Below are 22,502 nucleotides of genomic sequence, written 5' to 3' on the forward strand. Positions count from 1 at the left end.
ATCCACGCATGGAAGAAATCCGCATCCGCGGTGCGCGCACCCACAATCTGAAGAACATCAACCTCGACCTGCCTCGCAATAAGCTGATCGTGATTACCGGCTTGTCCGGCTCCGGCAAGTCGTCGCTGGCGTTCGATACCCTGTACGCAGAGGGCCAGCGCCGCTACGTCGAGTCGCTGTCTGCCTATGCGCGCCAGTTCCTGCAGCTGATGGAAAAGCCGGACGTGGACATGATCGAGGGATTGTCGCCTGCGATCTCCATCGAGCAGAAGGCCACCTCGCACAATCCGCGTTCGACCGTGGGCACCGTGACCGAGATCCACGACTACCTGCGTTTGCTGTATGCCCGCGTCGGTACCCCGTACTGCATCAACCACCCGGATCACGCGCTGGCCGCGCAGTCGGTGTCGCAGATGGTGGATGCCGTGCTGGCTATGCCCGAAGGCACCAAGCTGATGATCATGGCGCCAGTGGTAGCCAACCGCAAAGGCGAACACGTCGACCTGTTCGAGGCCATGCAGGCCCAGGGCTTCGTGCGCTTCCGCGTGCAGAGCGGCACCCACGATGCCAAGATCTATGAAGTGGACGACCTGCCCAAGCTGAAGAAAACCGAGAAGCACACCATCGACGTGGTCATCGACCGCGTGAAGGTAAACCCTGAAATCAAACAGCGCCTGGCCGAATCCTTCGAAACCGCGCTGCGCCTGGCCGATGGCCGCGCCGTCGCCTACGAAATGGACACCGGCGCCGAACACGTTTATTCGAACAAATTCGCCTGCACCACCTGCGGCTATTCGCTGCAGGAACTGGAGCCGCGCCTGTTCTCCTTCAATAACCCGATGGGCGCCTGCCCTGAGTGCGATGGCCTGGGCCATATCGAGTTCTTCGACCCGCGCCGCATCGTCGCCTTCCCTAACCTGTCGCTGGCTTCCGGCGCGGTGAAGGGTTGGGACCGTCGCAACCAGTTCTACTACTCGATGCTGGCTGCGCTGGCCGCCTACTACGATTTCGAACTCGATACGCCGTTCGAACAGCTGCCTGCGAAAGCGCAGGACGTGGTGCTGCACGGCTCCGGCAAGACCGCCATCCCGTTCACCTACATGAATGAGCGCGGCAAGGCCGTGGTGAAGGAACACACCTTCGAAGGCATCGTGAACAACCTGCAGCGCCGCTACCGCGAAACCGATTCGATGGCGGTGAAGGAGGAACTGGCGAAGTTCATCAACGAGAAGAAGTGCCCAAGCTGCGAAGGCGCGCGCCTGCGCGTGGAAGCTCGCCATGTGAAGATCGGTACCGGCAAGCAGGAACGCGCGATTTACCAGATCGCCGACAAGCCGCTGCGCGAAACCCTGTCGTACTTCGAGCAGTTGAAGCTGAAGGGCGCCAAGAAAGACATCGCCGACCGCGTGATCAAGGAAATCGTGTCGCGCCTGACCTTCCTGAATAACGTAGGCCTGGACTACCTTTCGCTGGAGCGCAGCGCCGACACCCTGTCCGGCGGCGAAGCCCAGCGTATCCGCCTCGCTTCGCAGATCGGCTCCGGCCTGACGGGCGTGATGTACGTGCTGGACGAGCCGTCCATCGGCCTGCACCAGCGCGACAACGACCGCCTGATCGACACCCTGAAACACCTGCGCGATATCGGCAACTCGGTGCTGGTGGTGGAGCACGATGAAGATGCGATCCGCACTGCCGACTACGTGGTCGACATGGGCAAGGGCGCCGGCGTGCATGGCGGCGACGTGATCGCTGCCGGCCCGTTGAAGGACATCCTGAAATCGAAGGAGTCGCTGACCGCGCAATACCTGAGCGGCAAACTAGGCATCGCCGTGCCGAAGAAACGCCACGTCGCCGACCCGCAGCGCCAGCTGACCATTACCGGCGCCACCGGCAACAACCTGAAGAAGGTTTCGCTCAACCTGCCGGTCGGCCTGATGACCTGCGTGACCGGCGTGTCGGGCTCTGGCAAATCGACCCTGGTCAACGACACCCTCTACCCTGCCCTGTCGCGCCACCTGTTCGGCTCCCAGACCGAACCGGCGCCGCATGACTCGATCAGCGGCCTGGAACACTTCGACAAGGTGATCTCGGTCGACCAGGCGCCGATTGGCCGCACCCCGCGTTCCAACCCGGCCACCTACACCGGCCTGTTCACGCCGATCCGCGACCTGTTCGCCACCGTGCCGGTCGCGAAAGAGCGCGGCTACTCAGCTGGCCGCTTCTCCTTCAACGTCAAGGGCGGCCGCTGCGAAGCCTGCCAGGGCGATGGCGTGATCAAGGTCGAAATGCACTTCCTGCCGGACGTGTACGTGCCTTGCGACGTCTGCCACGGCAAGCGCTATAACCGCGAAACGCTGGAAGTCCACTACAAGGGCAAGAGCATCACCGAAGTGCTGGACATGACGGTGGAAGACGCGCACGAATTCTTCAAGGCCGTGCCGGTCATCGCGCGCAAGCTGCAAACCCTGCTCGACGTGGGCCTGGGCTACATCAAGCTGGGACAGAGCGCCACCACGCTGTCCGGCGGCGAGGCGCAGCGCGTCAAGCTGTCGCTGGAACTGTCCAAGCGCGATACGGGCCGCACGCTGTATATCCTGGACGAGCCGACTACCGGCCTGCACTTCCACGATATCGACCTGCTGCTGAAGGTGATCCACCGACTGCGCGACCACGGCAACACCCTGGTGATCATCGAGCACAACCTCGACGTGATCAAGACTGCCGACTGGATCGTGGACCTGGGTCCTGAGGGCGGCGCCGGCGGCGGGCAGATCATCGCCAGCGGCACGCCGGAAGATGTTGCGGCAAATCCGGCAAGTGTGACCGGCAAGTACCTTGGTCCCCTGTTGAAGAAAACCAAGTAGTACAATGTAGCGACTTAATCTCGCGCGGCGGAGGCCGACATGCCTGGGTCGCTCAGTTTGTTTCGTCTCCTGCTTTGCGCTTGCGCGTTGGCCTCTGGCTGTGCGCAAGCCGACACCATCTACTACCCTCGTCCAGAAATCTTCGAAAACGGCAAGACGGATTACGGCTTCGAATTACTGCAGCTGGCGCTCGCTAAAGCCCGCAGCTCCCACCACGCAGAACTGGCCCCGGAATACCGCCAGCAGAACCGCGCCATTATGGAAGTCATCGCCAACCGTGGAAAAATCCACGTGGTCGGCACCATGACCTCCATTGAACGCGAAGTGGAAATGCTGCCGATCCGGATTCCCATCTCAAAAGGATTGATCGGCTGGCGCATCTTGCTGATGCGCGATGAAAAGCGCGACTGGTTGCGCGATGCGCACAACGCACGCGATTTGCGCGAAGTGCGGATGGCGCTGGGCTACGATTGGCCCGACCTCAAAGTGCTGCGCAGCGCGGGCCTGCAGCCCGAATCGGTGCCTGCCTACAGCCGCCTGCTGCCCATGTTGAAAGCTGGCCGCATCGATGCCGTGCCGCGCTCGATCAATGAAGTCTTTACCGAATTGGATCGCAATCCTGGCCTGGCCGCCGAGCCTTACCTGGTGCTGCATTACAAGGCTGCCGACTACTTCTTCGTCAACTACGCTAACAAGGCGCTGGCGGACGAAATCCGGCGCGGCCTGGAAGCGGCGCAGGCGGATGGCTCTTTCGACCGCCTGCTGCTGGATTATTACCGCCCCATGCTGGACAAGGCGGCGCTAAGCAAGCGCCGCGTCATCGAACTGCCTAACCCAGGCCTGCCGCCCGATACGCCGCTTGGCCGCAAGGAGCTGTGGCTGACCTACGAACAGTTGAAGCGTTAAGCAGCTTTGCGTGCCGCCGCCAGCCAGCGCTCAAGATTGCCGAAACGGTCGTAGCCCCAGAACGGCTCGCCTTCCGCCATGACAAACGGTACGCCAAACACGCCGCGCTCCAGCGCACGCTCATTGCCGGCTTTGAACTCCGACTTGATCGCAGGGTCTTCCATCCCCGCCAGGAAGGCCGGACCATCAATCCCAAGGCTTTCCGCAATCCCCAGCAGCACGGCCTTGTCGGCAATATCCACGCCATCCGCGTAGTAAGCCTGGAAGCAGGTGCGGGCAAACGACACCGCCACTTCCTCGCCATGATTGGCGCGCACCCACAGCATGGCGCGGCCTGGCCCGATCAGCATTTGAGGGAACGCCGGCGAAGGATTGAACGGAATCGCCTCCTCCTGCGCCGTGCGCTGCATATCGCGCGTCACATAAGCCCATTTGACCGGTACCACCGGCGACGGCAGCACGCCGGTCACCTGGGTCAGCGCCGGCAGCAGCACCGGATGCCAGCGCACCTTGGCGCCGTTGGCCGCAGCCAGCCATTCAATGCGGCGCGCTGCAAAGTAGGAGTAGCCCGAAGCGAAGTCGAAATAGAAGTCGAGGACCATGTCCGCTCCTTAGTAGTTTTCGCCGAAATCGTTGTTATCGCGTGGCAGGCCGCGCAGGATGCCCCACAGGCTGCTATGGCTCGCAAAGTAGATGCCGACCGGCACCAGTAAAAGTAGGAAGCGCATTTCCATCTCCAATTTCGCACGCCCGTGCGAAGTACGATTAAAAAAAGGCCGCAGGCAAAGCCGCGGCAACCCAAAAAATCACAAGTCGTTGAAGCTCTTGTACGTAGAAATCAGTCGGTTGAATGCACGCTGCGCATGGCGCGGCGATTGCTCGTCATGCAGGAAGCGGGCGTCGTGCAGCAATCCCACCACCAGGCTGTAAACTTCGAATACCAGCTGCTCCGGCTCGGTGTCCGGCCGCAGCTGGCCGGCTTCCATCGCCTGCAGCACGGTCTTGCGCAGCGATGCGCGCCAAGCCTGGACGCCTTGCGCCAGCCGGTCGCGCACAGTGTTGTCTTCGTAATCGTCGAACTCGAAGGCGCCCGCCGTATAAAGACAGGAAGTGCGCAAGCCCTCGTCGGCGGCGCGCTCGAACCAAGCCGCCACCTGCGCCTGCAAGCGCGGCAAGCCGCGCGGCAGCGTCAGCGTAGGCATGAAGACTTCAGCCGCAAAGCGGCGGTCATATTCATCAAGCACCGCGCATTGCAGCTGCTCCAGCGAACCCACGCGCGAAAACACCCCGCTCTTGCTGATACCCGTGCGCTTGGCGATCTCGCCCAGCGACAACTTGCCGATACCCTCCGCCGCCGCCATTTCCATGGCAGCGTTGAGGATGGTGGCGAAGGTGGCCTCGCTTTTTGCAGTCAGGGTGTCCATGAGCGATACTTTAGCACACATGTGCGAAATTGCACGATTTTTTTTGTGTTGGTGAAGCTATGCATGAAATAATGGATATATGACAATGATTACAAACCAAACCTTCCGCGTCTTTGTTGCCCTGATCGCGGGCGCGGCGTATGGCCTGCTGTTGCGCGTCTCCTTCGAATACCACGGGGCGCTGCAAATTATCTCGCGCGCCTTCCTAATCCTGGCCCCTTGCAGTATCGGCGCGATTTCCGTACTGGTCGCGGCGGGGCAAGAACGCATTCCAGTAAGAAGCCAGATTGGCGTCTCGGCCTATTCCATGGCCTTATTCCTCGTGGCGATGTTTGGCTTCTTCCTTGAAGGTCTGATCTGCCTGGTGCTCGTGCTGCCCGTATTCATGATCGCTTCGATCCTTGGCGGCCTGGTGGCAGGCTGGCTGCACAATGAATTGCGGGCGCGTGGTCCGACAATCGGCGCTTTCGCGCTGCTGCCATTCCTGCTTGGCCCACTTGAAGCTTCCACACCGCCCGAGTCGAGCATCCAGGAAGTGTCGCGCTCCATCCATATTGAGGCCACACCGGAGCAGGTGTTCGACCAGTTGGCCAGCGTCAAGGACATCGCACCGGCGGAATTGGGATTCTCCTTCATGCACGTGATCGGCCTGCCACGCCCCCTGCAAGCAGACATGCAGGGTAGCGGCGCGGGCGCCGTGCGTGTCTCGCAATGGGAGAAGGGTGTGCGCTTCGAGGAAGTAATCACGAGTTGGGAGCGCGGCCGCTCCATGCACTACCGCTTTAATATTCCGCCAGGCTCAATCCCCCGTGATGCGCTTGACCGGCACGTGGAACTAGGTGGCGAGTACTTCACGGTGACAGACGGCGGCTATGACCTTACCCCAGCGCCCGGCGGCGGCACGACGCTGACGCTGACCACCCGCTTCCTCAACCGTTCGCATCTCAAAACCTATGGCGACCTGTGGGGGCGGATGGTGCTGCAAGACTTTCACGGCTCCATCCTTGGCCTGATGAAAAACCGCGCCGAGACGAAAACCCGCAATCAGTAAGGATCGGGGCTCCAGACGGCGTACATCTCGCCGTCTTCCTCTACGCCGGACTCGCTGAAGCCGCAGGCGGCGTAGAGGTCCTTCGCCACTTCATTGCCTGGCTGGTAGCTGGTCCAGATGCGCTGCACATCGCCATGCTTGCCGATTTCGGCCAGCGCCAATTCGACAGCGCGGCGGCCGTGGCCGCGTCCCTGGAAGCGACGGTCCACCATCAGGTGATAGATCGCGTAGTCGCCGGCTTCTTCTTCGGCGCCGGGGGCGGCGTACATCAGGAATCCCACCACGCCGTCCTTATCGGCGATGGCGCGGCAGTGGTAGTTCGGGTGGAAGCTCGCTTCTGCAATCGCGTACATGGTCGCTGCCGCATGGTCCTGCTGGTGCTCGTGCAGTTCCAGATCAGCGATGTTGGCGAAATTCTCCTTGGTGACCACGTGCAGGTTGGTGGTAATCCATTTCTTCAGGAAGCGTTGATATGGTCTCATTAATGACTCCTTCTTCTTCGTTACAGCTCTAGTACTGCATACATTTCGCCATCCTCATCGGCTTCCGTCTCGACGAAGCCCATGCTGGCGTATAGTTCTTTGGCCTTGGTGTTTTCCGGCTGGTAGCTGATCCAGATCTTGCGCACGCCACCGCGCGCGCGGATCTCAGCCATCGCCATCAGCAGCGCCTTGCGGCCATATCCCTTGCCCTGGTGGCGCAGGTCCACCATCAGGCGCCACACGGCAAATTCTCCGGCGCGGCCTTCGATCTCCAGGTCGACATACAGCAGGAAGCCAACCAGTTCGCCACCGGCATAAATGGCACGTGTCTGCATCTCCGGATTAAAGCTGGCCTGCGCAATGGAGAACGCGTTGCTGGCGAGGTAGTCGCGCTGATGGTTCAGCAGGCGCAGGTCGGTGATGTCTTCGAAGTTCTGTCGGGTGACAGCTTTCAGCTGGATCTCCATGATTCCTTTCCTCATTACGCCGGGGGCCAAAAAACAAAAACCCCGGCAAGTTTCCTTACCGGGGTTTTCGTCGCAGGACGTCCGGCTCGGGGGTGGCAATTCGCCAGGGCCCCGAGCGCACGCGCATCAGGGCTATCTGGTCTTAATGCAATGGATAGCGGTAAAGCGCATGACTGTCCTTTCTTAATCTGGTTGATGAAAATCTAACGAGCGCTGATTCTGCGCTTTTCATGAATGTAGTGTCAAGAAAAACTTTATATAAATATTCACTCGCGGTTCTTGTACAGGACATCGATGCGCTGGACGATCTTTCTGCTCAGCTCAGCCGCCGCCGCATAGCGTTCGTACAGTTGGTGATAGGCCATCATTTTGCGCAGGCGGCGCTTGCCGTTCGGCGTCGTCAAGGCGTGATAGCGCTGCTCGCGCGCTTCGCCCTGCTCAAGGGCGACGTCCAGGTAGTCGCGCAGCTTGTTCTGGTTGGTGCGCCAGCCCAGTTCGGAGTTGCGGATGTCCTGGTGCTTGAGCTGGTACAAGGTGAGTATATCGTTCAGCAATTCCTCATCTTCGATATTGGTCAGCTTGCCGCCTGACTTGAATCCCTCAAAGCGGCTCGTCACCGGAACGAAAAAGCGATTTACATCGGCCAGTTCATATGCCTTGTCGAATTTCTCGCCATCGGCTTCGGCCTTCGGGTCGAGCCCAATGAGGTACTCGTAATTCTTGTCGGCGGCCTGGTAGGACTTGACGATGCCATCCAACATTTCAGCGTCACGCGACAGGTCGGTTTTCAGGCCGGTCAGAAAGGCCTTGACCTGTTGCTGTTCATGGCGGTGCTCGCTCAGGCTGTGGAACCAGATACTGACGCTGACCGCGAAGACGATGATCACGATCTCCAGCGCGATCTCCTTCAATTTGTGCGCCAGGCCGTGCTCCTTGTGGGCCGCCATATTGATGACGTTCTTGCCGTGCTTTGCTACTTCGAGTTCTGCCATGTCTGCCCCGCTGAAAAGAAGCGGCGATGATAGCTTGGACGTAAGCTGTGAAAAGTCACACTTTGTCACCTCGCCATCCGTGCTCCCCTCTGCCTTCAGGTTTGCTACTGTAGGTTCATGATGAGCATCTACAAGATAGCGCTGAGCTTGCTGTTATCAAGCAGCGGGCTCGCCATCGCTGCCGATCCCAGCCGCATCAGCGTGCAAACGATGGCCGGCGGGAAGGAAGTCGCGCGCATCGTGCTGCCCATCGGCCAGTTGCACACGGTGCAGATCGAAGGCAACCAGGTAGAGCAGGATAACCGCGGCACCACCCACGCGCGCGGCAATGTGCGCGTGACGATTCGCACAGCTGGCGCCGGGGGCGCGACCACCATCTCCGGCGATGAGATCATCGTCAAGCGCAAGGTGCTGGACAGCCGCGAGCTTGCAGCCGTCCGCGCACTGGAAGCCATGGGTGCGCCAGGCAAGCGCGATGCGGCGCGCGACCGCAAGGAAGTAGCGCGGCTGAAAACCATCGTCGCCTCCCACGGCTGGCCGGGCGCCCGCTTCGCCGGCCCCGAGCTGTCGCAGAACGCCTTCACCGTTTTGATGCGCATGCCTGAAAAAGAACTGGAAGCCATGCTGCCCGCCTTGCGCGAAGCCCAGGCGCAAAACGATGTGCCAGGCAGTCAGCTTGCGCAAGCCGAAGACCGCCTGCGCGTCGCCAAAGGCCTGCCGCAACGGTACGGCACCCAGCTGGCCGGAGGCAAGCCGATCATCATCGAAGACGAAGGCGCACTCGAAATCCGCCGCAAGATGATGGGGCTGCCGCCGATGCCCGTCACTTCGGGCCAATAGTCATTCCTCCTTCGCCAGCTCGCGGCGCAGTTGCTGTTTCAGGGTGCGGCGCGACTGCTCGTTGCGCTGATGGCTGCCTGCGCGGCGCTGGCGTGCGAGCACGGCCAGCGGGTTGCGCGGCTTCGGTAGTTTGATTGTTACCTTCATTGCTTATCCTTTCACGCACACGACTTGCTTCAGCGTGTGCACGATTTCGACGAGGTCGGACTGGTGGGCCATGACTTCGTCAATGTCTTTGTAGGCGGCGGGGATTTCATCCACCACGCCACCATCCTTGCGGCATTCGATGCCCTGCGTTTGTTCGGCCAGGTCGAAGCGGTTGAATTTGCGCTTTGCCTCGCTGCGGCTCATGCGGCGGCCGGCGCCGTGCGAGCATGAGCAGAACGATTCCTCGTTGCCCTTGCCGCGCACGATGTAGCTGCGTGCACCCATGCTGCCGGGGATAATTCCAAGCTCGCCTTCGCGCGCCGAGATGGCTCCCTTGCGCGTGACGTACAGCTTGTGGCCGAAGTGCGATTCCTGCTGCACGTAGTTGTGGTGGCAGTTGATCGCTTCGCCATCGAGCTTGAACGGCGGGACGTGCGGCTCCAGGGCGGCCATTACGCGGCGCATCATTTCGCGCCGGTTCAGCATGGCGTAGTCCTGAGCCCAGTCCACTGCTTCCACATAGTCGTCGAACAGTTCCGAGCCTTCACTGAAGTAGGACAGGTCGCGGTCCGGCAGGTTCACCTTGTTCCGCATCATTTCCTTGCGTGCTGCGGAAATGAAGTAGCGGCCGATGACATTGCCGATGCCGCGCGAACCCGAGTGCAGCATGATCCATACGCGCTGCTCTTCATCGATACACAACTCGATGAAGTGGTTGCCGCCACCCAGGGTTCCAAGCTGGCAGATCCAGGTCTGCGCGAACTTGTGTTGCATCTTCATGATGCCTTTGTGGCGGGCCACGATGCGGTCCAGGCGATCGTTCAGCGGACGTCCAACGCGTGCGTGGGCGGAGCCGCGCACTTTGTCGAAGGCGTGCTGCTCGAAACCGACCGGCACCAGCGTTTCAATCGCGCTGCGCACGCGCGCCAGGTTGTCGGGCAACTGGCTAGCGGTCAGCGTAGTGCGCACGGCATTCATGCCGCAGCCACTCTTACTACATGCTAACTGTTACCCTTAGCGGCTCACTGGGAAAAACTAATGCGAGTGGTCGGTAACAGTTGTAGTTTCAATCGGTTTCAGGTGTACCAGCTCGGACCTTAACTGACACAAGCTGTCAGGTAAGTTAAAGCCATCGGGACCTGTACTAAGTCAGACTTGACACTCGTATATTGAAGTTGCCGATCCAGTGGTAACGTGTTCCCGAGATGGCGCGGCTGGGCAAGGTGACACATAACTTGACCTTAGGGTTCGACCCTGCATGTCAGATTGGTGCCCTTGTCCATTTCCATCTGAAAGTCCGGACAGTATCTGAGGCAGCGCGGATCACGCAAGCCTGCATACGAGGAGGGAAAAGCCATGGACAAGGAAGCAACTGCCATTGGGATAGATGTCGGCAAACGTAAGCTGGATGTTGCACTGATCATCGAAGGGAAAGTACGCAACAAGTCGGTGGCGAATTCAACTGCCGGTTACCACGAATTGACGGCTTGGCTGGCCAGGGAAAATGTTGAGCTGGACAGCTGCCTGGTCTGCATGGAGTCAACGGGAAAGTACAGTGAGCCTGTGGCGCTTGGTTTGCAGGCTCTAGGTCTGACCGTGAGCATTGTTAATCCCGCCCGCATCAAAGGATACGGACAGAGCGAACTGGTGCGCAACAAGAACGACGGAATCGATGCTGCCTTGATCGCCAGGTATTGCGCGAAGATGCGCCCGCAGCCTTGGAAAGCGCCAACACCAGAGCAGCGACGGTTAAGGGCATGGTGTGATCGTTTAAAGGCATTGAAGGACATGCGCCTCCAAGAGGAAAACAGAGAAGAGGCTTGTACCATCGCCGCGAATCTGGAATTGGTGGAGCATCTCAGGCAGCATGTGGAATGGCTGAAGGTTCAAATCAAACAGGTAGAGCGCGAAATTGAAGACCACATCGCTTGCCACCCGAAGCTAAAACGCGATTCTGACCTTTTAGCCAGCATTCCTGGAATCGGCAAGGCGACCATTGCCGTGATGTTGGGTCATGTTGGCGACATGCAGCGCTTTGACAGTGCAAAGGCGTTGGCGGCGCATCTCGGCGTGAGCCCACGCCAGCGCACCTCAGGTACATCTATTCGCGGTCGTACATCGATGTGTCGAACGGGGAACCGAGCAACTCGAAGCGCACTCTATATGCCGGCAGTCGTCGCCAGTCGCCACAACCCTGCGCTCAGGGCCTTTGCAGAGCGCCTTCATATAAACGGACTACCGAAGAAAGCGGTGATTGGGGCGGTGATGCGCAAGCTGGTGCATTTAATGTTTGCAGTTGTTCGATCTGGTATCGAGTTCCAAGCTGATTATCCGGGAGCCTGTCAAAAGAGCCAAATTACCACCGACAGAGCGCGGCGAGAAGCAACCAGTCAAGATGAATTGCCATATATGCAACCAGCTGATAAAGTCGATGCAATTCCAAATGAATGGAGCGAAATTGAAGACTTATCATGGCAGCTGCCATTGCGGTGCGTCCAATTTGAAGCAGACATCGACCTAAGCCAAGGAACCATACGCTGTAATTGCTCAATCTGTGCAAAGGTACGGTTCTGGCCTGCCATAGTGAAGCCTGGCTCGTTCAGATTGCTGTCGGGAGAAGCTGAGCTCACTAAATATCAATTTCTTACGAAGACTGACCAACACCTTTTTTGCAAACATTGCGGGGTTCGCTCTTTCGGGATTGGCCGCTCTCCTCGCTGGGGGGAGTTCTACGCTGTCAATCTAACTTGCCTAGACAATGTGACGCCTGAAGAACTCGTGAATGCGCCAATCACGTATTTGGACGGTAAGAACGACAACTGGGAAACAGCGCCAGAAGAAGTGCGTCATCTTTAACCAGGGCACACCTGCGACGAACACGCGGCTGTAGCCGGCTAGAAGCAGGCCAACTGGTTTCAACGCCGGACTGCGGAATTTCAAGTCGGACGCTTGAAGCGAGACCTCGCTTGCTCTACCTCCAATCTGATGACGCATCCTTCAGCATGGTCGTTGACAAGCCCCATTGCTTGCATGAACGCATAGGCGGTTGTCGGCCCGAGAAATTTCCAGCCCATTTTTTTCAGGTCCTTCGACAAGGCGAGCGACTCAGCCGAGAGCGATACGCTTTGAGGAGCAGCAACGGCGCTGCCGCTCGGTTCGTACTGCCAAAGATATGCTGCCAGCGATCCTGTTTCGCTTGAAATTTCCTTCGCGACTTTAGCGTTATGTAGAACAGCCTCAATCTTTCCACGATGCCGCACGATTCCGTCGTCTTGCAATAAGCGTTCAACGTCAGCCGCACCGAGACGCGCCAGCTTGTTGAAGTCGAACCCCTCAAAGGCCTTGCGGAAATTCTCCCGTTTGGCAAGAATGGTGCGCCAGCTCAGGCCGGACTGGAAGCTTTCCAGACTCAGCTTCTCAAACAGGCGAAAATCGTCTTCGACCGGGAATCCCCATTCGACATCGTGATAACGTTGGAACTCTGGTGAGGCAGCACACCAGCGGCAACGGGGACGGCCGTCCGGGCCGTGTATCGTGGTATCGCTCATCGGTGCGCGCTCCTAGTCCAACAAAAAAGCGAGGCGTTCGTCGACGCGGGACGGTGCCAACTCGACGATCTCCGGGGTGACGATGCCTTGTTCGACAAACGGATCCTGCTTGACCAACTGATCCAGTTCTTCCCGCGATATCCGATCCACCAGAATCACTCCACCCGTTTGCGGATGAAGACTGCCTGTGAGCAGAAAGCAGCCAGCATCAAACCCGCGCTGGATCCAATCTTTATGCCCTTGCATGAATTTCCCAGCCTCACTTTTACGCTCGGTGAACCGCAAAAACACGATGTGCATCTCTAATCCCCTTTAAGTCAAAATTGATCGCTCAGGCAACCACTTCGTCCACCCATCGGCACATTCGTTCGACCTCGCGCTGAATGAAAGCCTTGTCCTCGTAAGTGCTAGCAAGTACGGCAACGCCCTGGCTGAATGCCAGCACATGCATGGCGAAATCCTCGGCGCTCGTTCCACTTCCCAATGCTTCAAACTGCCGGCATAGCCAAGTGCGGAACAGGTCCATGACCTTATTGGCCTCGCCTTGCAGCGGGTGGTCAAGCTTGCTCAGTTCTATGCAGAGCGTCCCTACCGGGCAACCGTACTGCATGATCTTGGACTGGTTCATCACTAGAATATGGATAAAGCTGCGAATGCGCGAGGCAGCATCATCGTTCTGCGCCACCCAAGCGTCTAGCAGGCGCTGTCGCTCGGCCAGACGGTCGTCGATGACCGCTGCAAGGATGTCGCCCTTCGTTTTGAAGTGGTGATAGAAGTTACCTCGCGATATGCCGACCGTTTCGGCAATGTCGGAGAACGTTGTGCTGTCGTAGCCTCGTTCGTAGAACAGGCGGTCTGCCTCTTTGATGATGCGCTCACGCGTCAGGACTTCGTTCATGTACATGCATTGCAGAGTTACAAGGGCGATATTAGGACAACCATCCTAGCCTTGATAGATTGTAGGACAGTCATCCTAATGAAGTCAACCGAGCCTGAGGGGGGGGCGTGCACTAGCCCGGAGAAAGTACAACCGACAATTTCACGGCAACGTCCGTAATTGATGTGTTCGATGATCGGCGGGAAGCTCCGAAAAGGGGCGGAACCTGCCCTTGGTCGCTGACCAGCTAGCGGTCCAAGTACAGCACTTGAAAATCGAGACAGTATCTGACAGGGGCTGTCAGTTGAGTTAGAGTTCTGCAAGGCCTACAGGCCAATAGCGGACGTGATGAACTCATCTGCCTTTAACAGAGCTCGTTGAGTCGTGAGGACGGGCTTCTCATGTCAACACTCCATTAAGAATGAGGATTAGGCTGTTGAATTGCATCGGAAACTGACCCACCTTCCCCACATATTTGCAATTAAATCTGACCCACATCGGTAGCACAATCCCACCTGTCTTCATGGCAGGAGATCGGAGTGATCGACGTGGCTCTGTTAGGCATAATTCGACGCTGGCACCTTCGTGACCAGATTCCCCTACGAGAGATAGCTAGGCGGCTTGGCATCTCACGTAATACAGTCCGGCGCTATCTACGGTCGGAAACCACTGAGCCCTCCTATGCGGAGCGGCGATCAACTAGCGGACTGGATAAGTATTCGGTTCAGCTATCAGGCTGGCTAAAGGCCGAAGCAAGTAAGCCTCGCAAGCAGCGTCGCAATTTGAAGCAACTGCACCTGGAGCTAAAAGAGCTTGGGTACGAGGGATCATATGACCGCGTGGCAGCGTTTGCCAGGCAATGGAGGGCGGGTCAATCGGAATGGGTCAATTCGGCGAGCAAACGCACAGGCTTCCTCGAAATGGCGCGAGCATCGTGCCCGCAAAACATCAATCTGATTCACTTGATCTCGTGCGCCTTTGATCGCGCCAAACAAGGGCGCAAAGAACAAACGCGGCCCCTGTCCTGCAGCTTTCACGAACTCCACAAGAAAGTTGACGTTCATCGTTCTGTCTTCCAGCGAAGTATCAAATGTTGATGCAGCTCGGATCAGATTAGTGCGGACCAAACGACACGCTTGGTGTCAGCCTCCTGCTCATCGGATACTGAATGATGATCAACCAAATAGACATCGCTCTTGCACTCGTATTGAAAATACGTGATCCCGTCTGGTCGACAGCACTCATAGATCTTGTGAACCTTGCGAATGCTGTACTCGTCGGTATGAGAGACGGGTGCCTGTACGCTAATCCTTGACTTCGCGACCTCATTGTCTTCCAAGAATCGCACCAACGTTGCCAAATCCGCGCCAAGAAATCTCGCCCAGAAGCCAAGTTCCTCAGCTTCACCCTCGAACATCACGTCGAGATGAAAAATCGGTGGGTTGTCGACTATCTCGACAAGCGGATGTCGTCGTAGCCCTGGCTGATTGAACAGCAATCTTAAAATGTCACGTTCGCTTGTTAGTTCCCATGAATCATCAACCTGAAACATCTTCCTATCCCGTCTGCAAAACTAAAATTGCGGCCCTTTGAGCTCCATGAAGTCGCTTAGCAAATGCTTGAACAATGAACAGAATTGCTAAGGCGACCCAATCGAAAATCAATTTTGGCCAAACCGTTAATATAATTAACACTTTTGCCCCCTATAGGGGGAAGACAAATTCTACCGCAACCGGAGAATGATTCCCTTAAACAGGGGAATTTTTCTTTGGAAGACTTGATCGCAAAATCGTTTGGAGTCGTACTTCGCCGCCTAAGGCGAAGCAAGGGATTCAGTCAAGAGGTCCTGGGTTCAAAGTCGACGACACAGAGGAAGCACATATCGGCCCTTGAATTGGGCATCAAGCAGCCCAGCATTGGTGTCGTATTCAAAATAGCAGAAGCCCTCGAAGTAACACCAGGCCATCTAGTCGCGCTCGTTGATGCAGAATGTCAAGCTAACTCAGTCCCTGACGCTTCTGCAGAGACAAAGTTTTAGCTGCTCTGCCTGCAGCCGCGCCGATCAAAGAGTCGCGCTCTTCACACTTCATAGCCTCGTACAGATAGCTAAATTTGGCCTGGACCAGTCTGTCTATCGAAGCTATTCGCATTTCCGTTTCGTAGGACTTCCCCGTTTACGTTGAAGCAGCATGTGAACGCCATAGTCAATCATTGCTCTAACGCTCCGTTCCTAGAGGCTTAAGAAAGTCATTCTCCCGAACTCCATCCCGACTGGTAACAGATCGATGTAGGAAGAACAGCCGATGTCGACTCCGACGGCGGCGGGAATAATGGCGCCGCGCGTCGGGATCACGCTTCCCACGGTTGCTCCGATGCCGGCATGAACGTCGGGCATGGCTGCCACGTGCGGGTGCACGATGGGCAGGTTCGAAATATTCAGCAGCTGCTGAATGGCCGAATGATCAATGTCATCCGTATAGATGTGCACAGGCACCAGGCCTTTGTGCAGGCTTTGCTTGATTGGCATAACGTCTTTCGTTATGCCGGGGCTGTAGAAACAAAAACCCCGGCGAGTTTCCTGGCCGGGGTTCGTGTTGGAAGAACGACCGGCTCGGGCGGCTAGATTGCCTGCCCCGAGCGCTCGCGCTGCGGGGCTATCTCATTTGCAGATTGTTGATAGCCTTACGTGGCATGGTCGTCCTTTCGTGAATTCTGGGTTGATGAAGCTAATGAGTGCGGATTCTGCGCCCGTTTTACGAAATGTGTCAAGCTCTCGTTTAAATAATTTTGGAGACGAAAATGAACGGTCGCCGTATTGCGTTCGCTGCTGCGCTTGTCGCTGCATATTCCGCTGCCAGCGCTGGAAGCCTGGCAAAGGCTTATGCCGACAAGGCAAAGAATGTCCATGTGGTGACTGCATCCGGCAAGGACCTGAAGCTGACGACGGACCGGCGCGCGGAGGATGTACGGCTCTCGCCGAACGGCGAGGTTGCTACCTGGCTTGTAACGCCGTTAGTGGCATCCGTCGATGGCCATAAGTGGCCTTCGATAGTTCGCGTGTATCACCGTGGCCGCACACGTTCCATCGCGTGCGAAGGAGGGATCATCCGTGAGTATTGGTTCTGGAAGAAGGGAACACATGTCGCTACCGATTGCGGCGGCACGCATTTTTCCGGGATTGAAACGCTGTATGAGGTGGCGTCCCTGAAGGAGGTCGACAGCTTCGACCAGGCGGAAGTGCCGATGGAGAAGCGGCCGGAATGGTCGACAGCGGACCATGAATAAAAAAACGCACCCCGTGGAGTGCGTTTTTTGCGAGAGCGATAAAGCTTAGCCGTTCAGGCGCTGCTCCAGCTTGGCCATATTGTCCTTCAGCTCTTGCGGCAGGTGGTATGCCAGCTTCTCGAACAGTTCTGCGTGCAGTTTCAGTTCGGCGCGCCATGCATCCTTGTCGATCGAGGTGATGGTCTCGAATTCTTCCGCGGTGAACGGCAGGCCGTCCCACGAGATGTCGCCGTAGCGTGGAGTGGTGCCGAAAATGTTCTCGACGCCGCCGCCGGTGCCTTCAACGCGCTCCAGCATCCACTTCAGGACGCGCATATTGTCGCCGAAGCCTGGCCATACGAAGTGGCCATTTTCGTCGGTGCGGAACCAGTTGACGCAGAAGATCTTAGGCAGGGTGGCGCCCTTGCCTTCCAGGCGCTTGCCCATGTCCAGCCAGTGCTGGAAGTAGTCGCTCATGTTGTAGCCCATGAACGGCAGCATGGCGAACGGATCGCGGCGAACAATGCCCTGCTGGCCAGCAGCAGCAGCGGTGGTTTCGGAGCCCATGGTCGCAGCCATGTACACGCCTTCGATCCAGTCGCGCGCTTCGGTAACCAGCGGCACGGTGGTGGAGCGGCGGCCGCCGAAGATGAAGGCGGAGATTGGCACGCCGGCTGGATCATTCCATGCCGGATCGATCACTGGGTTCTGCTCGGCGGACACGGTGAAGCGTGCGTTCGGGTGCGAAGCCTTGGTGCCGGACGCCGGGGTCCAGTCCTTGCCTTGCCAGTCGACCAGGTGCGCAGGGGCTTCCTTGGTCAGGCCTTCCCACCACACGTCGCCGTCGTCGGTCAGCGCGACGTTGGTGAAGATGGTGTTCTCGTTCAGGCAGGACATGCAGTTCGAGTTGGTCTTGGTGTTGGTGCCAGGAGCCACGCCGAAGTAACCTGCTTCCGGGTTGATCGCGTACAGGCGGCCATCCTTGCCCGGCTTGATCCAGGCGATGTCGTCGCCGATGGTCGTGACTTTCCAGCCGTCGAAGGTCTTCGGCGGGATCAGCATGGCGAAGTTGGTCTTGCCGCAAGCCGATGGGAAGGCGGCAGCAACGTAGTGCTTCTTGCCTTCAGGGGATTCAACGCCCAGGATCAGCATGTGTTCTGCCAGCCAGCCCTCGCCGCCGTTCTTGGCGTCGTTGTAACCCATGGTGGAAGCGATACGCAGCGCGAAGCACTTCTTGCCCAGCAGCGCATTGCCGCCGTAGCCGGAACCGTAGGACCAGATTTCGCGGGTCTCTGGGAAGTGGACGATGTACTTGGTGGCGTTGCATGGCCACGGTACGTCTTTTTCGCCGGCAGCCAGCGGCTTGCCAACGGTGTGGATCGCAGGCACGAACTCGCCATCGGTACCCAGCACGTCGTACACGGCCTTGCCCATGCGGGTCATGGTGCGCATGTTGACGGCGACGTATGGGGAGTCGGACAGTTCCACGCCGATGTGGGCGATTGGGGAGCCCAGTGGGCCCATCGAGAACGGCACAACGTACATGGTACGGCCGGCCATGCAGCCGTCGAACAGGCCGTTCAGGGTGCCGCGCATTTCTTGCGGGTCCATCCAGTTGTTGGTCGGGCCGGCGGCTTCCTTGGTCTGCGAGCAGATGAAGGTGCGGTCTTCAACGCGCGCAACGTCGGTCGGATCGGAGCAAGCCAGATAGGAGTTCGGACGCTTGGCGTCGTTCAGCTTCTTCATGGTGCCGGCGGCAACCATTTCAGCGCACAGGCGGTCGTACTCTTCCGCCGAACCGTCGCACCAGTAGATGCGTGCTGGCTTGGTCAATGCGGCGACTTCCGCTACCCAATTGATCAGTTTTTGCTGTTTGATGTAAGCTGGTGCGTTCATAGTTGCAACGCCTCCCATAACGGGTTGATTCATACTACCTCCAATGCCAATTAAGAATTCTGTTCTGTCCCGGCACGGCAGGAATCGTCGTCAGATAGCTTGCGCGGAAGATTGGATGCTTCGGCGAAATACGGCGGTTCTGTCGATGCGCCCGATTTCTCGAGGGCGCGAGCGCCTGGCTGGGGTGTGCTCAAGCGCGGGAACTAATACTGCTGAAGCCCTGTCGGGCTCCTTGAATTTGGCCGATTGTACACCCGCGCCCCTTCGCTTCCGACAAAAATGTAGGAATATTGCCCGACTAATGTAGTAGGCTATTCCAGATATTCACGATCACGTTATTTCCCTACTATTTTCATCACAAAATCTGCTAACTGACATGAAAATTGCGATTCTCGATGATTACCAAGACGCAACACGTGGCTTGGAATGCTTCAAACTTTTAGATGGCCATGAGGTCAAAGTTTTCAATAATTCTGTGCGGGGAATGGGGCAGCTGGTGGCCCGTCTGGCGCCTTATGAGGCCCTGGTTTTGATCCGTGAACGTACTGCGTTCAACCGCGCTTTGCTGTCCAAGCTGCCGAACTTGAAAGTCATTTCGCAGACCGGCAAGGTGAGCGGGCACGTCGACATGGAAGCCTGCCGCGAGCTCGGCATCACGGTGCTGGAAGGCGTGGGTTCCCCCACTGCCCCGGCTGAGCTGACCTGGGCGCTGGTGATGGCAGCGCGCCGCAAGATATTCCAGTACGCAGGCAAGCTGCGTGATGGGCAGTGGCAGCAAGTATCGATACGCCATGAACACAATACGCTGGGCATGGTGCTGGCGGGCAGCACCATGGCGATCTGGGGCTACGGCAAGATCGGCAAGATGGTGGCGGGCTATGCGCGCGCTTTCGGCATGCGGGTGATCGTGTGGGGTAGCGAGTCTAGCCGCGCGGCTGCGGTGGCCGATGGCTACGAAGCTGCGGCTTCTCGCGAGGCCTTCTTTGCGGAAGCGGACGTGCTGTCCCTGCACCTGCGCTTGGCGCCAGCCACGCGCGACATCGTTACCGCCGAAGACCTGGCGCGCATGAAGCCGGACGCACTTTTCGTCAACGTCAGCCGCGCCGAACTGGTCGCGCAAGGTGCGCTGGAAGCAGCGCTGGACGCCGGCCGCCCAGGCTATGCCGCGCTGGACGTATTCGAAACCGAACCGCTGCCGGAAAATTCGCCGCTGCTGCGCATGCCAAACGTATTGTGCACACCACACCTCGGCTACGTCGAACAAGCCAGCTACGAGCTCTACTTCCGCCACGCCTTCCAGAACCTCGTCAACCACATCAACGGCTGACCCCGTGTCCCACCTTGGGGTCATCACGGGGACGCCGAGTCCCCAAGTGTGACACGAGCTGAAGCACTACACGGCTGTGTCCGTGTCACAGTTGGGGTGTGACCCCATGGTGTGACACGGGCTGGACTGTAGCAGGGGCACGGCGTGGACTTTGGACCAGAGGCCGGCCCAGCCGGGTGGCCAGGTGATGTCGGGGCCGTTGTAGGCGGGGAGGTTGGCGCGGACGGGGACTACTGGCACGGCTGGCATGTCCGTCAGCGGGGCGCCGTTGGGGCGCTGCATGTCGAGGCTGTACATATAGCCGGGGAGCAGGGCGTCGCAGACTTGGGCGAACCAGTTCGTGTGGTCTTCGTCGCGGCCGAGCGCTTGGGCCAGGCCTTGCGGGTCGAACTTGGCTAGGGCGTGCACCAGTTCTTCCGTCGTGGCGCCTGGCTGGTCGCCCCAGCCCATCACGGGATTGAAGATGTAGTCGGCGCCGGAGCCGTACCAGCCTTCGCGCCAGGAGCGCTGCATCCAGTCGCGCGGGCCGGTGAACAGATGCCAACGCCAGTGCAGGCCGGAGGGCTTGGGCCAGGAGTACAGGTATAACTTCTGGTAGCCGGCATTGTGCAACTCGCGCACCACGGCCATCAGGCGCGCGTGCGGCATGCGGTCGGGCGGGGCACGGCGGAACAGGATCGCTTCGCCGTCGGCAAACTGCACTTCGTCGGTGGACAGGTTCAAGTCGAGCGTGCGCGATTCGTCGCCAAACCGGGCGGAAATCCAGCCGGTTAGCAAATTGACAGCCGTGATCACTCCGTAGCCGCGGTAGCGGTGGAATATCACGGTTCCTGGTGCGAGCGCTTTCATGGTCTGGCCGGGCAAAAAACCCAGTGTAGTCAACAGTTCGGGGGAATGCCAGCCGGATGCGCGAAAGTTTTTCGGCTATCATGCTCGCCATTCTTCGCTTTCATTTTAATTCATCATGACCCTGCGCATCATTGCCACCGGCGGCACTTTCGACAAGCACTATAACGAACTGAATGGCACCCTGGCTTTCACCGAGAGCCACCTGCCTGCCGCAATCAAGCGCGCCCGCATCACCACGCCTTGCGAGCTGGAAGTGGTGTCGCTGCTGGATTCCCTGGACATGGTGGATGCGGACCGTCAGCGCGTGCTGGCTGCTTGCCAGGCTGCTTCGGAAAAGGCGATCGTGATCGTGCACGGCACCGACACCATGCCGCAAACCGCCGCCGTCCTGGGCCCGGCGATCAAGGACAAGACCATCGTTTTCACCGGCGCCATGATCCCTTACGAGATCGATAATTCGGACGCGTTCTTCAATATGGGATTTGCTTGCGGCGTGGCGCAGGTGCTGCCGCCTGGCGTGTACGTGGCCATGAACGGCCAGATCTTTGCGTGGGATAACGTGCAGAAAAACAAAGCGGCTGGAGTGTTCCAGCCGCTCTAAGAAAAAGGGGTACGTCCCCTTTTTTACGCCTTGGCTTCGCCGCCCAGGGCGTCAACGACGTCTTGCAGCAGTTTGGACAGCTCGCCGGTCATCAGCATGAAGTCGCCGTCGAAGCGTTCGTCGTCGTTGCGGGTGACGGCGTCGTTTTCCTTCATCACGTCCAGCGGCTTCACGCTCTTGATCGCCAGGGCTTCGGTCAGTACGAAGCTGATTTTGGAATCCCAGGTCATGGCCAGGCGGGTGCACTGCTTGCCGGCGGCGATGTGGCGGCGGACTTCTTCCGGTTCCAGGGTGTGGCGCACATAGCGTACGGCGGCTTTGCTTTCGCCGGTGGCGCGCAGTTCGGTGTCCATGTCGACGGTGAAGCCGGCTGGGGCTTCGTCATCCTGCAGCCAGGCGGTCATCACGCCGACCGGGGAGCGCTGCACGCGCAGGCTTTCGATCGGCATGCGGTCGACGGCCTTCAGCAGCATCTTGATGATGTCGTCGGCCTTGGCCGGGCTGGCGGCATCCACTACCAGCCAACCGTTGACCGGGTCGATCCAGCACCAGGTGTTGCTGCGGATCGTGAAGGCGCGCGGCAGCAGTTCGTCGTGCACGCGTTCCTTCAGTTCTTTCATGGCTTTCTTGCCTGGGGCGAAGCCTTGCTGCTCTTCCAGTTCGGCGGCACGCGCCTTGGCTACCTGGTTGACCACGGTCGATGGCAGCAGCTTTTTCTCGGTGCCGAGCACCATCAGCATTTGCTTGTTGACCACGTGCACCAGGCCGCCGTTTGGACGCGGCGTGTCCCAGCCCTGGCGCATCAGCTCATTGCTGCTGGCAGGCGAGAAGGACTGCGACTGAAGGGCTTCTTCGAGTTGTTCTGGAGTAAATGCCCATGGGGCGGGCAGACGGTAAACCTGGAGATTCTTAAACCACATACTTGTTTGCAGCCTAGCTGAGCATTTTCAAAGGAACGACATTTTAG

At 58.5% G+C, this 22,502-nt stretch carries 22 protein-coding genes and 3 pseudogenes; 10 read left to right on the plus strand and 15 right to left on the minus strand.

From position 1 onward, the window contains the following. Positions 1-8: 8 nt before the first annotated feature. A complete protein-coding gene (gene uvrA, locus AC1RTP_RS07240; RefSeq protein WP_498605902.1) occupies positions 9-2,864 on the plus strand; it encodes an excinuclease ABC subunit UvrA in 2,856 nt (951 codons plus the stop codon). A 39-nt stretch (positions 2,865-2,903) separates the two neighbouring features. Beyond that, on the plus strand, positions 2,904-3,770 hold the full coding sequence (locus AC1RTP_RS07245; protein ID WP_498605903.1) for a hypothetical protein: 867 nt from the start codon (positions 2,904-2,906) through the stop codon (positions 3,768-3,770). Here AC1RTP_RS07245 and AC1RTP_RS07250 read toward each other — a convergent pair. Both AC1RTP_RS07250 and AC1RTP_RS07255 read right to left on the minus strand, forming a co-directional pair. Continuing rightward, entirely contained in the window at positions 3,767-4,372 is a 606-nt protein-coding gene (locus AC1RTP_RS07250) for a 2-hydroxychromene-2-carboxylate isomerase (protein ID WP_498605904.1), read from the minus strand. The genes AC1RTP_RS07245 and AC1RTP_RS07250 overlap by 4 nt on opposite strands. A gap of 204 nt (positions 4,373-4,576) precedes the next feature. After that, a complete protein-coding gene (locus AC1RTP_RS07255) occupies positions 4,577-5,194 on the minus strand; it encodes a TetR/AcrR family transcriptional regulator (RefSeq protein ID WP_498605905.1) in 618 nt (205 codons plus the stop codon). A gap of 85 nt (positions 5,195-5,279) precedes the next feature. On the opposite strand from AC1RTP_RS07255, the gene AC1RTP_RS07260 reads away from it, so the two are divergent. Continuing rightward, a complete protein-coding gene (locus tag AC1RTP_RS07260; RefSeq protein ID WP_498605906.1) occupies positions 5,280-6,245 on the plus strand; it encodes an SRPBCC family protein in 966 nt (321 codons plus the stop codon). Here the strand turns inward: AC1RTP_RS07260 and AC1RTP_RS07265 are convergent. The 3 genes from AC1RTP_RS07265 to AC1RTP_RS07275 all read right to left on the minus strand — a co-directional run bounded on the left by AC1RTP_RS07265 (position 6,239) and on the right by AC1RTP_RS07275 (position 8,186). Then, positions 6,239-6,727, minus strand: a complete 489-nt coding sequence (locus tag AC1RTP_RS07265; RefSeq protein WP_498605907.1) for a GNAT family N-acetyltransferase — start codon at positions 6,725-6,727, stop codon at positions 6,239-6,241. The genes AC1RTP_RS07260 and AC1RTP_RS07265 overlap by 7 nt on opposite strands. 20 nt (positions 6,728-6,747) lie before the next feature. After that, the gene (locus AC1RTP_RS07270) at positions 6,748-7,194 is read right to left on the minus strand and encodes a GNAT family N-acetyltransferase (RefSeq protein WP_498605908.1); all 447 of its coding nucleotides are present in this window, start codon (positions 7,192-7,194) and stop codon (positions 6,748-6,750) included. A gap of 266 nt (positions 7,195-7,460) precedes the next feature. Further along, on the minus strand, positions 7,461-8,186 hold the full coding sequence (locus tag AC1RTP_RS07275) for a hypothetical protein (RefSeq protein WP_498605909.1): 726 nt from the start codon (positions 8,184-8,186) through the stop codon (positions 7,461-7,463). A 117-nt stretch (positions 8,187-8,303) separates the two neighbouring features. On the opposite strand from AC1RTP_RS07275, the gene AC1RTP_RS07280 reads away from it, so the two are divergent. Next, the gene (locus tag AC1RTP_RS07280; protein ID WP_498605910.1) at positions 8,304-9,026 is read left to right on the plus strand and encodes a DUF6624 domain-containing protein; all 723 of its coding nucleotides are present in this window, start codon (positions 8,304-8,306) and stop codon (positions 9,024-9,026) included. On the opposite strand, the gene AC1RTP_RS07285 is transcribed toward AC1RTP_RS07280, so the two are convergent. After that, positions 9,027-9,173, minus strand: coding sequence for a hypothetical protein (locus AC1RTP_RS07285; protein WP_498605911.1), 147 nt, complete (start codon positions 9,171-9,173; stop codon positions 9,027-9,029). 3 nt (positions 9,174-9,176) lie between these two features. Beyond that, a pseudogene (locus AC1RTP_RS07290) lies at positions 9,177-10,160 on the minus strand (RtcB family protein); the annotation flags it as partial. 369 nt (positions 10,161-10,529) lie between these two features. Here AC1RTP_RS07290 and AC1RTP_RS07295 point away from each other — a divergent pair. After that, on the plus strand, positions 10,530-12,029 hold the full coding sequence (locus tag AC1RTP_RS07295; protein ID WP_498605914.1) for an IS110 family RNA-guided transposase: 1,500 nt from the start codon (positions 10,530-10,532) through the stop codon (positions 12,027-12,029). An 80-nt stretch (positions 12,030-12,109) separates the two neighbouring features. Here the strand turns inward: AC1RTP_RS07295 and AC1RTP_RS07300 are convergent, their stop codons facing one another. From AC1RTP_RS07300 to AC1RTP_RS07310, 3 genes are read right to left on the minus strand one after another with little or no spacing between them, the layout of a single operon-like run. Next, positions 12,110-12,721 carry a DNA-3-methyladenine glycosylase I gene (locus tag AC1RTP_RS07300; RefSeq protein ID WP_498605917.1) on the minus strand — a complete coding sequence of 204 codons (612 nt, stop codon included), beginning with the start codon at positions 12,719-12,721 and terminating at the stop codon, positions 12,110-12,112. Between the two features lie 12 nt (positions 12,722-12,733). Then, a complete protein-coding gene (locus tag AC1RTP_RS07305; RefSeq protein WP_176655491.1) occupies positions 12,734-13,021 on the minus strand; it encodes a YciI family protein in 288 nt (95 codons plus the stop codon). A 31-nt stretch (positions 13,022-13,052) separates the two neighbouring features. Further along, on the minus strand, positions 13,053-13,619 hold the full coding sequence (locus AC1RTP_RS07310) for a TetR/AcrR family transcriptional regulator (RefSeq protein ID WP_498605919.1): 567 nt from the start codon (positions 13,617-13,619) through the stop codon (positions 13,053-13,055). Positions 13,620-14,137: 518 nt separating this feature from the next. Between AC1RTP_RS07310 and AC1RTP_RS07315 the strand changes: the two are divergent. Continuing rightward, positions 14,138-14,464, plus strand: a pseudogene (locus AC1RTP_RS07315) (helix-turn-helix domain-containing protein); the annotation flags it as partial. Between the two features lie 242 nt (positions 14,465-14,706). Here AC1RTP_RS07315 and AC1RTP_RS07320 read toward each other — a convergent pair. Continuing rightward, positions 14,707-15,150 carry a hypothetical protein gene (locus AC1RTP_RS07320; RefSeq protein WP_498605921.1) on the minus strand — a complete coding sequence of 148 codons (444 nt, stop codon included), beginning with the start codon at positions 15,148-15,150 and terminating at the stop codon, positions 14,707-14,709. A gap of 225 nt (positions 15,151-15,375) precedes the next feature. Here AC1RTP_RS07320 and AC1RTP_RS07325 point away from each other — a divergent pair, with 225 nt between their 5' ends. Then, on the plus strand, positions 15,376-15,636 hold the full coding sequence (locus AC1RTP_RS07325) for a helix-turn-helix domain-containing protein (RefSeq protein WP_498607135.1): 261 nt from the start codon (positions 15,376-15,378) through the stop codon (positions 15,634-15,636). Between the two features lie 258 nt (positions 15,637-15,894). Here AC1RTP_RS07325 and AC1RTP_RS07330 read toward each other — a convergent pair. Next, a pseudogene (locus AC1RTP_RS07330) lies at positions 15,895-16,125 on the minus strand (RtcB family protein); the annotation flags it as partial. Positions 16,126-16,397: 272 nt separating this feature from the next. Here AC1RTP_RS07330 and AC1RTP_RS07335 point away from each other — a divergent pair. Next, entirely contained in the window at positions 16,398-16,883 is a 486-nt protein-coding gene (locus AC1RTP_RS07335; protein WP_498605923.1) for a hypothetical protein, read from the plus strand. A gap of 45 nt (positions 16,884-16,928) precedes the next feature. Here the strand turns inward: AC1RTP_RS07335 and AC1RTP_RS07340 are convergent, their stop codons facing one another. Next, on the minus strand, positions 16,929-18,791 hold the full coding sequence (locus tag AC1RTP_RS07340; RefSeq protein ID WP_498605925.1) for a phosphoenolpyruvate carboxykinase (GTP): 1,863 nt from the start codon (positions 18,789-18,791) through the stop codon (positions 16,929-16,931). A 343-nt stretch (positions 18,792-19,134) separates the two neighbouring features. Here AC1RTP_RS07340 and AC1RTP_RS07345 point away from each other — a divergent pair, with 343 nt between their 5' ends. After that, a complete protein-coding gene (locus AC1RTP_RS07345; protein WP_498605927.1) occupies positions 19,135-20,085 on the plus strand; it encodes a D-2-hydroxyacid dehydrogenase family protein in 951 nt (316 codons plus the stop codon). Between the two features lie 66 nt (positions 20,086-20,151). Here AC1RTP_RS07345 and AC1RTP_RS07350 read toward each other — a convergent pair whose 3' ends face one another. Continuing rightward, on the minus strand, positions 20,152-20,934 hold the full coding sequence (locus tag AC1RTP_RS07350) for an L-asparaginase (protein WP_498605929.1): 783 nt from the start codon (positions 20,932-20,934) through the stop codon (positions 20,152-20,154). A 115-nt stretch (positions 20,935-21,049) separates the two neighbouring features. Here AC1RTP_RS07350 and AC1RTP_RS07355 point away from each other — a divergent pair, with 115 nt between their 5' ends. After that, positions 21,050-21,535, plus strand: a complete 486-nt coding sequence (locus AC1RTP_RS07355) for an asparaginase domain-containing protein (protein WP_426166523.1) — start codon at positions 21,050-21,052, stop codon at positions 21,533-21,535. 23 nt (positions 21,536-21,558) lie between these two features. On the opposite strand, the gene AC1RTP_RS07360 is transcribed toward AC1RTP_RS07355, so the two are convergent. Beyond that, positions 21,559-22,455: a recombination-associated protein RdgC gene (locus tag AC1RTP_RS07360; RefSeq protein WP_498605931.1), complete on the minus strand. Its 897-nt coding sequence runs from the start codon at positions 22,453-22,455 to the stop codon at positions 21,559-21,561. Between the last annotated feature and the right edge of the window lie 47 nt (positions 22,456-22,502).

It is taken from the genome of Pseudoduganella sp. GW821-FHT11H04 (genome assembly GCF_058807935.1).